The organism is Streptomyces sp. SID8352 (genome assembly GCF_009862265.1).
In the GTDB taxonomy this organism is placed as follows: domain Bacteria; phylum Actinomycetota; class Actinomycetes; order Streptomycetales; family Streptomycetaceae; genus Streptomyces.
In genome coordinates, this window is sequence record NZ_WWGX01000108.1 from 35,231 (window position 1) to 49,065 (window position 13,835).

Consider the following 13,835-nt stretch of genomic DNA (forward strand, 5'->3'; position numbering starts at 1 on the left):
GGGGGTGTCCTCCGCCTGCGGGGGCACTTCCGCGGTCCACGCGGACCGGGCCTCGCGCAGGGTGTTCCACCGACCGGTCGGGCTCCCGGCTCCCCTCCGGAGGGGGAAGCCCGGCCGGTCGGCCGCTCTGCGGGCCAACGGGACGCGGAAACCGCCGCGTTACCGGGTTGGCGACCAACTTACTTGTCGTTATCTCCAGTTGAAGGCAACTCCTAACCATCTTCACGTGAACTGTCCAGAGATGGCGTGAAGTTGTACTGTTCGGACGTGGAGCCGGAACACGCTTCCGCCGAGGTGCGGAAGAGGGCGCGGACACCCCGCCGGACACCCCGCGAGGTGGCCGACGAACTGCGCGCCCGCATCAGGTCGGGTGCCCTTCCCCCGGGGCGGCGGATGCCCACCCAGGCGGAGCTGGCCGAGGAGTTCGGCGTCGACCGGGGCGCGGTGCGCCAGGCGCTGCGGCTGCTCCAGGAGGACGGCCTGCTGACCAACGTCAGCAAGGGCAGCCCGCCGCGGATCGCGGAGCCCGGCCCGCCGGGCGACGAGCCCCGGCCCGCCACGGCGGTGCTCGGCCCCCGGCTGGCGGCGGCCTTCGCGGCGCCGCGCGTGCGGGTGGACGTCGTGTGCCACACCGCCGAGACCCTGACGCTGGCGCTCGGCCAGCCGCTCCGGATGGTCCACGAGGGGTTGGTCCGCCCGGAGTCCATCCTCTTCCGGGTGCTGCTGCCCGCCCACGACACCGCCCTGGCCTTCCCCGTGCCGGCCGGGGACGGGGGCGGCGACGACCCCGTGCACGCGCGCTGGCTGCGCACCCGCGACGCCCAGGCCCGGGTGCTCCGGCACCATCTGCGCACCGTCCGCTCCGTCCACGGCATCGAGGTGAGCGTCGCCTTCCGCGCGCTGCCCTTCACCCCCGTCAGCAAGGCGTACCTGCTCAACGGCGAGGAGGTGCTGTTCGGCCACTACCTGATCGCCCGGCGCGAGGAGGAGTGGGAGGGCCGGACCCGGGAGACGTACGACGCCCTCGGGCCCCGGACGCTGATGTTCTCCTTCGCGAAGGGCGGCGGGCGGCGCGACGCGGCGTTCGTGGCGGAGACGCAGAAGTGGTTCGACGGCCTCTGGGACACCGTCACCACGGACCTGCCGCTCTCGTAGCCGGGCGGCGGCCGGGCGGCTGCCGGGCGCGGCGGGCGCGGTGGGGGTGCGCGTGGTGGACGTGGTGGGGGTGCGCGCGGTGCCGTCCGGCCCGGCGCGCGGCCGGGTGCGGCGCGGTTCCGGGCGGGGGTGCGGCGCCCGTGGGCCGTGCGTCGGCCCGTGTGTCCGCCGTGCCGGGGTCCGGGTCCCGTGTGCCGGCCGTACGGGGTCCGGGTCCCGCGGGCGGCGGGAGCGCCCGCGCGGGTCGCCGGGCGGACGGAGGCCCGGCGCCGGGACAGCCCTTAGGGTCGGGGCGTGACGGAGATCGGGTTGCGGGAGCGCAAGCGGCGGCGGACGGTGCGGACGCTGTCGGACGTGGCCATCGGGCTCTTCGTGGAGAAGGGGTTCGACGCGGTCTCCGTCGCGGAGGTCGCCGCCGCGGCCGAGGTGTCGAAGCCGACGCTGTTCCGGTACTTCCCGGCGAAGGAGGACCTCGTCCTGCACCGTGTCGCGGACCACGAGGGCGAGGAGGCGCGGGTCGTCCGGGAGGACCCGGCGGAGCCGCTCGACGCGCTGCGCCGCCACGTTCTCGCCGGACTGGACCGCTTCGACCCGGTGACCGGCCTCAACGACCACCCCGACGTCCTCGCCTTCCACGCCCTCCTCTACGGCACCCCCGCCCTCACCGCCCGCCTCCACGCCTTCCAGGAGCGCTCCGAGGACGCGTTGGCCGAGGCCCTCGGCGGCGGTCTGGACGCCCGGCTGGCGGCGGCCCAGATCGTCGCCGTACGGCGGGTGCTCGCCCTGGAGAACTGGCGGCGGATCGCGGCCGGGGAGCGTGCCGGGGACGTCCGGGAGGACGCGGTGGCCGCCACCGGGCGGGCCTTCGGGGCGCTGGCCGCCGGGCTGCCCGGCCTGACCGCCGTTGATGAGATGCGGTAAAAAACATTACTCAGTAATGCCTTTCCGCTACGCTCCCTGGAATGACCTCACCCGACCCCGCCCTCCGCCGTGCCCTCGACGCCGAACGCGCCCACCACGAGCGCTGTCGCGCCGCCTTCGCCGCCATGGCCGACGGCGCCCACGACCACGTCGTCACCGGCGAGGACGTGTCCGCCTCCGGGGCCGACGCCGAGGTGCTCGGCCGCCGGCTGCGGACCCGGGCCCGGGCGCTGGGCGACCTCCCCGAGGGGCCGCTGTTCTTCGGCCGCCTGGACTTCGCGGGCGCCGACGGGGGCGGCGCGGTGGGTGGAGCGGGGGGCGGCGCGGGGGGAGGGGAAGACAGGGCGACGGCGGGTGCGGGGGTGCCGGGCGCGCCGGGCACGGGGGTGCATGGCGCGGCGGGTGACCCGGCCCTTGGCGCCGGGCCCGCCGGTCGGGACGGCCGGGAGGGGCGCGCGGAATCCGCCGGGCGGGACGGGCACCCCGGGCACGCCGGGCAGAGCTACCACCTGGGCCGGCTGCGGATCACCGAGGACCCGGCCGCCCCGCCCCTCGTCGTCGACTGGCGCGCCCCGGTCGCCCGCGCCTTCTACCAGGCCACCGTCCGCGCCCCGCAGGGCGTCGCCGTGCGCCGCCGCTTCGGCTGGGCGCCCGGTGCCCGGGGGGAGCCGTCCGACCTCACCGGCCTGGAGGACGAGCACCTCGGGCGGGGCGAGTCCGGCCCCGGCACCCTGGTGGTCCGCGAGATCGAGCGGCCCCGCGTCGGACCCATGCGGGACATCGCCGCCACCATCCGCCCCGAACAGGACGACCTGGTCCGCGCCGACCCCGCCGACACCGTCTGCGTCCAGGGCGCTCCAGGCACCGGGAAGACCGCCGTCGGGCTGCACCGCGCCGCCTACCTGCTCTACACCCACCCCCAGCGGATCACCCGGGGCGGCCTGCTCGTCCTCGGCCCGCACCGCGCCTTCCTCTCCTACATCGCCGAGGTGCTGCCCGCCCTCGGGGAGAGCGGCGTGCGGCAGTCGACCCTCGCCGAGGAGATCGCCCGGCACCCGGTCACCGCCGTGGACGCCGAGGGGACCGCCGCCCTCAAGCACGACCCGCGGATGGCCCGGGTGCTGCGCCGCGCCCTGTACGCGCGGGTGGACCCGGGGGCGGCCGGGCCCCTCGTCGTACCGGACGGCTCGTACCGCTGGCGGGTCCCGGAGGAGGAGACCGCGGCGATCGTGGCCGGTGTCCTGGCGGAGCGCCCGCCGTACGGGGTCGGCCGGGAGCGGGTGCGCGCCCGGCTGGTGCGCCGTCTGCGGGACCTGGCCGAACGGCGCACCGGGCCGCGCTCCGACGGCTGGGCGCGCCGGGTCGGCCGGTCCCGTCCGGTCGCCGGGTGCCTCGACGCCGTATGGCCCCGGACCCGGCCGGAGGAGGTCGTCGCGGGGCTGCTCGGGGACGCCGGGGTGCTGGAGCGGGCCGCCGGGGGGCTGCTGGACGAGGGCGAGCGGACGGCGCTGCTGCGGCCGGGCGGGGCTCGGCGCACCTGGCGGACGGCGCGGTGGTCGGCGGCCGATCTGGTGCTGCTGGACGAGGCGGCCGGGCTGCTGGACCGCCCGGAGGGGTACGGCCACATCGTCGTCGACGAGGCGCAGGACCTCTCCCCGATGGAGTGCCGGGCCGTCGCCCGCCGGGCGGTCTTCGGGTCGCTCACCGTCCTGGGCGACCTGGCGCAGGGGACCACGCCGTGGGCCGCGCGCTCGTGGCGGACGGTGCTCGCGCACCTGGACCGGCCCGGCGCGGAGGTGGTGCCGCTGACCACGGGCTACCGGGTGCCGAGGGAGGTGGTCGCCCTCACCAACCGGCTGCTGGCGCGGCTCGGCGTGGACGTGCCCCCGGCCCGGTCGCTGCGCGGCGACGGGGAGCTGACGCTGCGGCAGGCGGCGCCCGGCGAGGTGGCCGAGGTGGTGGTGGGCGCGGTGCGCGGGGCGCTGGCGCGGGAGGGCTCGGTCGGGGTCGTCGCCGCCGGGGAGGCGGTGCCGGGGCTGCGGCGGGCCCTGGCGGCGGCCGGGATCGCGGCGGGCGGGCCCGGGGATTCCGGGGGGCGGGTGGCGGTGGTCCCGGCCGGGGCCGTCAAGGGGCTGGAGTACGACCACGTGGTGGCGGTCGAACCGGCGGCCGTGGCGGAGGAGGACGCCGGCGGCGAACGGGGGCTGCGGCGGCTGTACGTGGTGCTGACCCGGGCCGTGTCCCGGCTGGACGTGGTGCACGCGCGGCCCCTGCCGTTCTGAGGCGGGGCCGGGGGCGAAACCCCCCTCCGGTAGCATCATCGGACTTTCGCTGCCCTGCCCCCCTCTCGACACCGGCCATAAATTGACACCTGGTATATCCCGTACAACGCGGCACCCCTCGCGAGTCGGCCTCGGACGTGTCCGCGCGGCGTGGCGACGGCCACGGGCCCTGCTGTGGACCGCGGCCGCGGTGGTGACCCTCGGCTTCCTCGTCGCACTGGAGATCGCCGCCCGCCGCTACGGGCTGCCGGGGCCGATCACCAACCAGGCGCGCGAGGTGGTCCTCGCCCCCGACTCGGGGCCGCTGCTCTACGCCAGCATGGCACTGATGATGGTGGTGCTCACCTGGCGGCAGCGGCTGCTCGCCGCCGGTGCCGCGGTCGGCATCGACGTGGTCTTCGCCCTGGTGCGCTGGCCGCTGGGCGCCGAGATGAACTACGGCAACGGCGCGCTGTGGGTGATCCTCGGATGCGCCGTCGTCGCCCTGACCCGGCGCACCGGAGCGGAACGGGCCCTGCTGCTCAAGGGCGTCGGCCTGGGCCTGCTGCTGGTGGCCGGCCGCAAGACCGGTGACACCTGGCTGATCATCACCTCCCGGACCCGCCCCATGGTGCTGGACCAGTACGTGGCCATGGCGGACCACGCCCTGGGCAACCCGTCCTGGCTGTTCGGCCGGCTCGTCGAGGCCAGCGGCTCCGTCGGCTTCCACGTACTCGACTTCGTCTACGTCAAGCTCGCGGTCGCCGCGGTCGTCGTCGCCTTCTACCAACTGCGCAAGGTGGCCGCCGAACGGCGCTTCCCCCGTCACCACCTGGTCCGCACCTTCCTGGTCATCGGCCTGGTCGGACCCGCGATCTACATGATCTTCCCGGTGGTCGGCCCGATCTACGCCTACGGCACGGGCGCCTACGGCACCGGCGGCGCGGAATGGGCGCTGGCCACCCTCTGGCCCGACACCCTGCCGCCCGTCGCCACCCCGTACGCGATGCCGTACGACGGGGTGACCCCGCGCAACTGCATGCCGAGCCTGCACACCGCCTGGGCCACCGTGATCTTCCTGCACGCCCGCACGGCCCCCAGGCCACTGCGCTGGGCGGCCACCTTCTGGCTCGTCGCCACCCTCACCGCGACCCTGGGCTTCGGCTACCACTACGGCGTCGACCTGGTCGCCGGTGTGGTGTTCGCGCTGACCATCGAGGGTGCGCTGCGCGCCTTCGACCGGGGCTGGGACCGCCCGGGCGTGTGGTTCGTCGCGCACGGTGCCGGGGTCTTCGCCGCGCTCCTGCTCGCGTACCGCTACCTGCCGATGCAGATGGCCGCCCACCCCTGGCTCTCCGGCCCCCTCCTCATCCTGGCGATGGGCACCGTGATCCACGCCTACGCGCGCACCACCCGCCGGTGGAGCACGCCCCCGCCCCCGTCCTCCCTCACCCCGCCACCCTCGCCCACGCCCCGGCCCCAGCCGGAACCGGCGTAGGGCCGCACGACCCGGGCGCCGGGCTCATGGGCCGCCGCCGGGGCCGGCTCGCCGGGTCCGTCCGGGCGCGGGAGAGCCGTCCGGTGGCGATGTTGTCCGTTCCCAGACGGTTCGGAATCGATGAGCGCTCTTCTGAGCTGGGCCTCGTCAGTTCTGCTGGGACGGTTCCGAAGCCGGGCGGCCCGGTGGGGCTGAATGGTAGTGAGCCTGCCTGCGGAAACAGCGGGCGGTCCCATGCGTTCACCCAGCTCCCCGCACGCCACTTTGCAGACCCACCGGGTCGGCTGGGCGGCTCGAATGGGGCCAAGCCCCTCGTCCGGGTGGTGGACACTCCGGCGTGATCCCCTCGCCCACCTTCTGCAAGGGCTGAGCGTCACGCCGACGGCGCGGTGAGCTTGGCGGCCACGGCGTCGAGAACCCAGTCCAGGCCGGTTGCGAAGGACGTCCGGGCGTCCACGTCCGTGCGCGAGATCATCGCTCGCGGTCCTGTCCCACCGGACGACCAACGGAAGCCGACCACGAAGGGCTACCGCCGCCACCCTTAACCGAGCGGGAGCGCGTCGCGCGTGCGTCAACGGGAAGCAGTTGGCCCGGGGGCCTCGCCGGAAGGGCCTCTCACCGAGAGATCATGTGAGCGTGATGCAGTGGATCCGCGCCTACGACGGTGAGAGCGGCGTCTGGTCGTACTTCGAGTTCGACGACGAGGGATGGGCGCTGCGTCACGTCGACTTGCAGGGACTTCAGCGTCAGCCCGTGACCGCAGCCTCGCTGGCGGAGGTCCTCGAAATCCGTGACCGCGGCGACCTTGCAGCCATGGCCGCCTACGAGCAGCAGTACGGCGTTCTCGCGGAAGGCACTCCGGGCGGCTGGCAAGAAACCAACGGCGCTGCTGAGATCACCCGCCAAGAATTCGAGTCGACGTGGGCCGCTGCACGAGAGGCCCTCGACGCGGGATCGCACCGAGGAGACGACTTGATCACGGAGTATCAGCAGAAGCTGCGCGAGCGCTATCTCGCGGCCGTCGTCATGCCGGCTCCCGAGCTGTGGCAGCCGGTGATGGACCGCAGGACTCCCATCGGGGGTCTCCTCGGTATCGGATTCGCGGTCCATCCCGACAGTGGCCACGACCTCGTCATGGTCGTGTCCAGCGACGGCCATGGACTCTTCGACGCGGTCACCGGCGAGAAGATCGCCCGCGACCGGGACCCTGCCCCGGAAACGAGTACCCCCGACGCCCACCCGGACCTCACCTGCCCCGGGCTCGGCCCCATCGCGGGCGTCCCGGTACGCATAGCCGGACTCTTCGGCGGTGGCCTGCACAGCACCACGTCGGACGGCTGGACCTTGGACGTCATCAGCCCCGAGTGGCCCCACGACCGCGTCATCCTCTCCGCCGACGGCGGATCACACAAAGGCCCGGATGGAGGGACGTGGTGGCACGTCTTCCACTCCGAGTACTCAGAACTTCGCGCGGCCGGGTTCTCTCCCTCTGGCCTGACCCTGGCGGTCGCCACCAGCAGTGACCTCACACTCTGGACCCGGCCCGGCCTTCACTTCGACGGCTGAGCGGACTGCGGGACAGTAGACGGGAGGAGGATAGATGGACCGGGCGGAGCTTGCCGTGATGCTGGGCGACCAGACCACGGCGTGCGATGCCGCCAGGGAGGCGCTTCTCGCCGGAGGTGACTTCGTCGTATGGGACGGCCGCGTTCCCAGCCAGCAGCTCGCCGGAATCTACGCGGCTCGCCTCCGGCGGGCACGGAAGCGAGGTACTGGGACTCTCGCTCTGCCGTCCACCGTCGACATCCTTACCCGGCTGGAAGCCGCTCAGGTCAAGATCGGCTGCATCTTCACACCGGACCGGACGTGGGCCTTCATGCTCTTCCTCGCCGACGACGCAGGCTCAGTCCTCTCCTGCACGGGAGTCCGCCGAGCCGAGCGGTGACAGTTGTCCTGCTCAAGTGACAACTATCTTGCTCAGGTTCAGGAAGGCTCCGACGCCCCCTGCCGCCTTTTGCAAGCGGGCTGCTTGCAAAAGTTAGCGGGCGGAGGCATGGTGGGGGCATGGCATCGCTCAACGTCGGCAATCTCGGTGAGTACCTGCGCGAGCAGCGGCGCAACGCGCAGCTCTCGCTGCGGCAGCTCGCCGACGCCACGGGGGTGTCCAATCCGTACCTGAGCCAGATCGAGCGCGGGCTGCGCAAGCCGAGCGCGGAGGTGCTGCAGCAGGTCGCCAAGGCCCTGCGGATCTCCGCCGAGACGCTCTACGTCCGTGCCGGGATCCTCGACGCGGAGCGGGACCGGGACGAGGTGGAGACGCGTGCGGTCATCCTCGCCGACCCGGGTCTGAACGAGCGGCAGAAGCAGGTGCTGCTCCAGATCTACGAGTCCTTCCGCAAGGAGAACGGCTTCGGGACCGGCGACGCCGCCGGTGCTCCCGGCGACGGCGGTGACACCTCCATATCCGGGGCCCGCACCGGAGCGGCCGGCGACGGCGGGGCCGTCCCGCCGCGCCCGGCCGGATGAGCGGCGGCGACCGCCGCCCGGCCGGAGGCGGAACCAGCACATCCACCCTCAGCAGAACGTGATCCGGAGGACCATCACCATGGCCATCACCGAAGACCTGCGCAGGACCTTCAGCGACCCCACCCCCCTCTACTTCGCCGCGGGCACCGCCGACCTGGCGTTCCAGCAGGCCAAGAAGGTGCCGGTGCTGGTGGAGCAGTGGCGCGCCGAGGCCCCGTCCCGCATCGAGGCCGTCCGCAACACCGACCCGAAGGCCGTGCAGGAGCGCGCCGCCGCCCGGGTCAGGGAGACGCAGGGGACCCTCCAGACCAAGGTCAACGAGTTCATCGGCTCCCTCGACACCGACTTCAAGAAGCTCGGCGAGACCGCCCAGGACCTCGCCCTGCGCGGTGTCGGCGTCGCCGCCGAGTATGCCGTGAAGGCGCGCGAGACCTACGAGAAGGTCGCGGACCACGGCGAGCAGGCCGTCCGCACCTGGCGCGGCCGGGCCGCCGACGACATCGAGGACGCCGCCGGGGAGGTGGAGGGCCTGGCCGTCGCGGTCGAGCCCGAGTCCCGCCCGGCCGCCGCCGAGGCCGGGGAGCCCACCGCCGCGCCCGCCGCGGAGGGCGGCGAGCCCGCGGCCGGGCCCGCCGCGAAGCGGACCCCGGCCGCCCGCAAGGCCCCGGCGCGGAAGAACAACACCGCCGCCAAGAAGACGCCGCCGTCCGCCGAGTGACGCCGTCGCCGCCGGAACGACCCGGGCACCCTGGGGATGCCCGGTTCGTTCTCCGGGTACGGTGACCGGGTGGACACGATCCGACTCTGGTGGTGGACGTTGTGCTGATGCAGGGATTCGCGAGCCTGATGTGGCTGCTGAGTACCGCCCTGATCCTTTTCAGCGGCTTCGCGCTGATCGACGCCGCCCTGCGCCGCGAGGACAGCTACCGCGCGGCCGACAAGCAGACCAAGCCGTTCTGGCTGATCGTCCTCGGGATCGCCTTCGTGGTGGACCTGATCTTCCCGATCCTCGCGTTCCTGCCGATCATCGGCCTCATCGCGACGATCGTGTACATGGTCGACGTGCGGCCCGCGCTGCGCGGTCTGTCCGGCGGCGGCCGTCCGCGGCGCGGTTCCAGCAGCGACGGCCCCTACGGTCCCTGGAACGGGGGCCGCTGACCCGGGCCCGGTCCCACGGGACGGGACGGCCGGGCGCCGCGGCCTTCCCGGCCTCCGGGCGGGGGCTCTCCGCCCGCCGGGCGGGACCCGCCCCGGGCGGGGGTGACGGGGCCGCGCCGCCGGTTCAGGCCGTGCGGTCCAGCAGGACGACGGCCACGTCGTCGGCGAGTTCGCCGCCGTTGAGCGCGCGCACCTCGTTGACGGTCTCGCGCAGCAGCTCCTCGCCGCGCAGCCCCTCGGAGAGGCGCCGGCGCACCAGCTCCACCATGCCGTCCTCGCCCAGCCGCTCGCGGCCCTCGCCGGTGTACCCCTCGATCAGCCCGTCGGTGTAGAGCATCAGGCTCCACTCGGCGCCCAGCTCCACCTGCGTCCGCGGCCAGCGGGCGTTCGGCAGCAGGCCGAGTGCCGGGCCGTTGCTGTCGTACGGCAGCAGCCGGGCGGGCCGCCCCGGCGCCGTGACCAGCGGGGCCGGGTGTCCGGCGAGGCACACCCCGGCGCGGCGGCCGTCCGGCGCGATGTCGACCGTGCACAGGGTCGCGAAGATCTCGTCGTCGGAGCGCTCGTGCTCCAGCACCTCCTGGAGAGTGCCCAGCAGCCGGTCGCCGCAGAGCCCCGCCAGGGTCAGCGCCCGCCAGGCGATGCGCAGTTCCACGCCGAGCGCCGCCTCGTCCGGGCCGTGTCCGCAGACGTCACCGATCATGGCGTGCACGGTGCCGTCCGGGGTGCGGACCACGTCGTAGAAGTCGCCGCCGAGCAGGGCGCGGGAGCGGCCGGGGCGGTAGCGGGCGGCGAAGCGCAGCGAGGCGCCGTCCAGCAGGGGCGTCGGCAGCAGGCCGCGCTCCAGGCGGGCGTTCTCCTGCGCGTGCAGCCGGCCCTCGGCCAGACGCCGCTCGGCCGAGTCGGAGCGCTTGCGCTCGACGGCGTAGCGGATCGCGCGGCTCAGCAGCCGGCCGTCCAGTTCGTCGCGGAGCAGGTAGTCCTGCGCGCCGACGGCCACGGCCTCCGCGCCGCGCTCGGCGTCGCCCGCGGAGGTGAGGGCCAGCACGGCGTGCCGGGGTGCCAGCGCCAGCACGTGCCGGAGCACGGCCAGCTCGTCGTCGCCGTCCGCGCGGCCGGGGGCGGGCAGGGCCAGGTCGAGCAGGATGCAGTGGACGTCGTCGGTCAGCAGCCGCTCGGCCTCGGTGAGGTTGCGGGCGGTGCGGACGCGGACCGGCCCGCCGGAGCGGTCCAGCAGGTCCGGCACGATCGGGAAGCCGCCGGGATCGTCCTCGATGAGCAGCAGTGTCAGCGGGGCGGGCACGGCGGGCGCGGCCTCCGCCGCGGCCTCGGGGCACGTGTCGTCGCCGCCCTCGGCGTGGACGCCGGTGCGGGTGCCGGTGAGGACGTCGGCGCGGGCGCCGTCCCCGGGCCGTGCGGTCGTCGTCTCGTGGTTCTCCATGGCGCTCTCGTCCGGCGCGCCGTCCGGCGGGGTGCGCGCCTGCCGGCGGCCACCGCCCGGGGAGACGGGCCGCGCCTGACCACTCTCCGCGGCCGGTGTCGTTCTCGGCCCCGGTACGGGTACGGGCATGCTGTTCGGTTCCTTCCCTCCCCCCGAGGGCACGGCGGGGCGAGGGACCTCGACCCACCGACGGGGACCATAGCGGGTGTCGGCGCCGGGGTGGAATGGTCCGCGGCACGCGGGGCGGGCTCCGGTGCCTGTCATATGCAGCGTTCTGGGGCGGAGTTGGACCGGTTCCGGGGCCTTTGCGAATGACGAACGTCACGCGGGTGCCGCGCGGGACGTGGAACGGGTCACGCGGCAGGCGTGTGGGGAGGGTCACGCGGGGGCGCGGGGGCGCGGGGGTACGGGGGTACGGGGACGGAGGGTACGGGGGCGCGCGGCCCCGCGTTCGTGGGGGCACCGCCCCGGCAGGGGCACGCCGCCCCGCTGCCGCCATCCCGTAGGGGACCCCGTCCGCACGGGGTGCCGCCATCCCGGAGAAGCGCTCGGCCCTGTACGGGAACCCCGTCCACGGAGGGCACCGTCATCCCGGAGCCGCATCCGCTCCCGTCGGGGAGCCCGACCGCAGAGGGCACCGTCGGCCCGGAGGAGCACCCCCAGGGACATCTCCGTCCGGTAGCGCCCATCCAGTAGGGGCACCTGCCACCCGGCGGCACCCCGCCCCGTGGGGGCACCCCCGGCCGTTCCCGCCCCGGAGGGGCTACGCGTCCGGGCGGACCACGCCGAGGATCGGCATCGAGCCCGCCCCCGCGATCGTCACCGTGCGTCCGGGGCGCGGGGAGTGCACCATCCTGCCGTCCCCGATGTACATCCCGATGTGGCTGGCGTCGTTGAAGTAGACGATCAGGTCGCCGGGCCGCATGTCCGCGACCTCGACCCGCTCCAGCCGCCTCCACTGCTCCTGCGAGGTGCGCGGGATCGCCCGCCCGGCGGCCAGCCAGGCCTGGGAGGTCAGCCCCGAGCAGTCGTATGACGCCGGACCCGCCGCGCCCCACCTGTAGGGCTTGCCGATCTGCGCGGTGGCGTACTCCACCGCCTTCTCCCCGCGTTCGGTCGCCGCGCCGCCGGTCTCCTTGAGGGCGCCGGAGCCGAGCCAGGCGTTCTGGGCGCGCTCGGCGGCCAGCCGCTCCAGCCGGGCCAGGCGCACCTTCTCCTCCTTCTCCAGCCGGGACTCCAGCTCCTCGGCCGCCGCGATCCGCTTCTCGACCTTCTTGCGGGCGGTGGCCTTGGCCCTGCGGTTCGACTCCAGCCGGGTGAGGTGGCCCGAGGCGTCCGCCTGGTACGTCTCCAGGTCCTCCTGGGCGCGGGCCAGGTCGCCGAGCAGGCCCTTGGTGGCGCGCTCGCCCTGGATGACGCGGCCGGTGCCGTCGAGGAAGTCGTCGGGGTCGCCGTTCAGGATCAGCTTGGCCTCGTCGGGCATCCCGCCGGTGCGGTACTGGGCGCGGGCGGCGGCCCCGGCGCGGTCCCGGAGCGCGGCCAGCCGCTCGCGGCCCGCGTCGATCCTGACGGTCAGCTCGTCGAGCTGGGCGGACTGCTCCCGCGCCTTCTCGTCGGCGGCGTTGTACTCCTCGGTGGCGACGGCCGCCGCGCGGTACAGCTTCTCCAACTGCTTGCGCACGGCTTCGAGATCCCTGTCCGGCGCGGCCGGGGGCGTCGCGGCGGCCGACGGGGCGGCGGGCGGCGGGGCGGGGGCCGCGAGGGCCGCGCCGGGCACCGCCAGCGCGGTGGTCGCGCAGACGACGGCGAGGGCCGCCGTGACCAGGACACGCTTGCCCGTACCCATGCCGTCCCCCACCTGGTTAACCGTCAGTAACATGTGGCCGCCCGGGGATCGTGCCACGTCCGGGCGCAAAGCGACAGAGGCGGAGCCCGTCTCCGCCGGCGGGTGCGTACGCCTCTCCCCGGCACGTCCCCCCGCTGTGGGACGAACGCCGCGCGGAGAACGTTCCCCCAGCGGGATCACTGGCGTGGGGCCAGGGCCTCCCAGCGCACCGTCACCTCGCCCTGCCGCCAGCGCGCCGGACCGTCCGTCACCGGCCAGTCGGCGGTCAGGTCCCGCACCGCGCGCAGCCATCGCTGGCGGGCGCCGTAGGAGGCGTAGGGCGCGGCGGCGGCCCAGGCGCGGTCGAAGTCGCGCAGGAAGGCGTGCACCGGCTCGCCCGGGACATTGCGGTGGATCAGCGCCTTCGGCAGCCGTTCGGCGAGGTCGGAGGGGCGGTCGAGGGAGCCGAGCCGGGTGGCGAGGGTCACCGTGCGGGGGCCCTCGGGTCCGAGGGCGACCCAGACGTGGCGGCGTCCGATCTCGTCGCAGGTGCCCTCGACCAGGAGCCCGCCCCGGCTGCCCTCCGCCGCCGGCGCGAGCCGCGCGCACAGCCGCTCCCAGACGGCGGCGACCTCCCCCTCGTCGTACTGCCGCAGCACGTTCGCGGCGCGGATCAGCAGCGGGCGCGGGGAGACGGGGACCTCGAAGCCGCCGTGCCGGAAGACGAGCCCCTCGCGCGTGTACGGCGCGGCGGCGGCCACCCGCGCGGGGTCGATCTCGACGCCCACCACACGGGTGCGCGGCGCGGCCCCGCGCAGCCGGTGCAGCAGTTCGACGGCGGTCCAGGGGGCCGCTCCGTAGCCGAGGTCGACGGCGACGGGCTCGGCGGCGCGGCGCAACTCGGCGCCGTGGACGGCGGTGATCCAGCGGTCCATGCGGCGCAGCCGGTTCGGGTTCGTCGTCCCGCGCGTGACCGTGCCCACGGGGCGGGAGGCGGTGCGGGAGGACATGGGTACGAGGGTATGCGGCGCGGGGACCGGCGGGCACCGGCGG

At 74.9% G+C, this 13,835-nt stretch carries 12 protein-coding genes and 1 pseudogene; 9 read left to right on the forward strand and 4 right to left on the reverse strand.

The genetic code is table 11. The annotated features are described in order from the left end of the window. The first annotated feature begins 267 nt into the window (after positions 1-267). From GTY84_RS31635 to GTY84_RS31655, 4 genes are all read left to right on the forward strand, one after another. Positions 268-1,155 carry a winged helix-turn-helix domain-containing protein gene (locus tag GTY84_RS31635; RefSeq protein ID WP_345943594.1) on the forward strand — a complete coding sequence of 296 codons (888 nt, stop codon included), beginning with the start codon at positions 268-270 and terminating at the stop codon, positions 1,153-1,155. 294 nt (positions 1,156-1,449) lie between these two features. Continuing rightward, the gene (locus tag GTY84_RS31640; protein WP_161229865.1) at positions 1,450-2,076 is read left to right on the forward strand and encodes a TetR/AcrR family transcriptional regulator; all 627 of its coding nucleotides are present in this window, start codon (positions 1,450-1,452) and stop codon (positions 2,074-2,076) included. 41 nt (positions 2,077-2,117) lie between these two features. Continuing rightward, on the forward strand, positions 2,118-4,358 hold the full coding sequence (locus GTY84_RS31650; protein WP_237532878.1) for an AAA family ATPase: 2,241 nt from the start codon (positions 2,118-2,120) through the stop codon (positions 4,356-4,358). 190 nt (positions 4,359-4,548) lie between these two features. Further along, positions 4,549-5,835 (forward strand): phosphatase PAP2 family protein, encoded by a 1,287-nt coding sequence (locus tag GTY84_RS31655; RefSeq protein ID WP_345943595.1) that lies wholly within the window; start codon positions 4,549-4,551, stop codon positions 5,833-5,835. A gap of 373 nt (positions 5,836-6,208) precedes the next feature. On the opposite strand, the pseudogene GTY84_RS31660 reads toward GTY84_RS31655, so the two are convergent. Next, a pseudogene (locus GTY84_RS31660) lies at positions 6,209-6,316 on the reverse strand (TetR/AcrR family transcriptional regulator); the annotation flags it as partial. A 491-nt stretch (positions 6,317-6,807) separates the two neighbouring features. On the opposite strand from GTY84_RS31660, the gene GTY84_RS31670 reads away from it, so the two are divergent. The 5 genes from GTY84_RS31670 (at position 6,808) to GTY84_RS31690 (ending at position 9,519) form a co-directional block, all read left to right on the forward strand. Then, on the forward strand, positions 6,808-7,401 hold the full coding sequence (locus GTY84_RS31670; protein WP_161229875.1) for a hypothetical protein: 594 nt from the start codon (positions 6,808-6,810) through the stop codon (positions 7,399-7,401). Positions 7,402-7,435: 34 nt separating this feature from the next. Further along, a complete protein-coding gene (locus GTY84_RS31675; RefSeq protein ID WP_161229866.1) occupies positions 7,436-7,780 on the forward strand; it encodes a hypothetical protein in 345 nt (114 codons plus the stop codon). A 119-nt stretch (positions 7,781-7,899) separates the two neighbouring features. Beyond that, on the forward strand, positions 7,900-8,361 hold the full coding sequence (locus tag GTY84_RS31680; protein ID WP_161229867.1) for a helix-turn-helix transcriptional regulator: 462 nt from the start codon (positions 7,900-7,902) through the stop codon (positions 8,359-8,361). A gap of 79 nt (positions 8,362-8,440) precedes the next feature. Continuing rightward, positions 8,441-9,079: a hypothetical protein gene (locus GTY84_RS31685; protein ID WP_161229868.1), complete on the forward strand. Its 639-nt coding sequence runs from the start codon at positions 8,441-8,443 to the stop codon at positions 9,077-9,079. Positions 9,080-9,186: 107 nt separating this feature from the next. Further along, entirely contained in the window at positions 9,187-9,519 is a 333-nt protein-coding gene (locus GTY84_RS31690; RefSeq protein WP_161229876.1) for a DUF2516 family protein, read from the forward strand. A gap of 124 nt (positions 9,520-9,643) precedes the next feature. On the opposite strand, the gene GTY84_RS31695 is transcribed toward GTY84_RS31690, so the two are convergent. The 3 genes from GTY84_RS31695 to GTY84_RS31705 all read right to left on the reverse strand — a co-directional run bounded on the left by GTY84_RS31695 (position 9,644) and on the right by GTY84_RS31705 (position 13,792). Then, positions 9,644-11,086: a SpoIIE family protein phosphatase gene (locus tag GTY84_RS31695; protein ID WP_161229869.1), complete on the reverse strand. Its 1,443-nt coding sequence runs from the start codon at positions 11,084-11,086 to the stop codon at positions 9,644-9,646. A gap of 634 nt (positions 11,087-11,720) precedes the next feature. Next, entirely contained in the window at positions 11,721-12,803 is a 1,083-nt protein-coding gene (locus GTY84_RS31700) for a C40 family peptidase (RefSeq protein ID WP_161229877.1), read from the reverse strand. A 176-nt stretch (positions 12,804-12,979) separates the two neighbouring features. Then, a complete protein-coding gene (locus GTY84_RS31705) occupies positions 12,980-13,792 on the reverse strand; it encodes a class I SAM-dependent methyltransferase (RefSeq protein ID WP_202552493.1) in 813 nt (270 codons plus the stop codon). Positions 13,793-13,835: the final 43 nt, after the last annotated feature.

Excerpts from the sequence above, each read along its gene's own strand:
- GTY84_RS31685 (WP_161229868.1), top strand. The coding sequence starts at position 8,441 with ATGGCCATCACCGAAGACCTGCGCAGGACCTTCAGCGACCCCACCCCC.
- GTY84_RS31690 (WP_161229876.1), top strand. The coding sequence starts at position 9,187 with ATGCAGGGATTCGCGAGCCTGATGTGGCTGCTGAGTACCGCCCTGATC.
- GTY84_RS31705 (WP_202552493.1), bottom strand. The coding sequence starts at position 13,792 with ATGTCCTCCCGCACCGCCTCCCGCCCCGTGGGCACGGTCACGCGCGGG.
- GTY84_RS31695 (WP_161229869.1), bottom strand. The coding sequence starts at position 11,086 with ATGCCCGTACCCGTACCGGGGCCGAGAACGACACCGGCCGCGGAGAGT.
- GTY84_RS31700 (WP_161229877.1), bottom strand. The coding sequence starts at position 12,803 with ATGGGTACGGGCAAGCGTGTCCTGGTCACGGCGGCCCTCGCCGTCGTC.
- GTY84_RS31650 (WP_237532878.1), top strand. The coding sequence starts at position 2,118 with ATGACCTCACCCGACCCCGCCCTCCGCCGTGCCCTCGACGCCGAACGC.
- GTY84_RS31680 (WP_161229867.1), top strand. The coding sequence starts at position 7,900 with ATGGCATCGCTCAACGTCGGCAATCTCGGTGAGTACCTGCGCGAGCAG.
- GTY84_RS31675 (WP_161229866.1), top strand. The coding sequence starts at position 7,436 with ATGGACCGGGCGGAGCTTGCCGTGATGCTGGGCGACCAGACCACGGCG.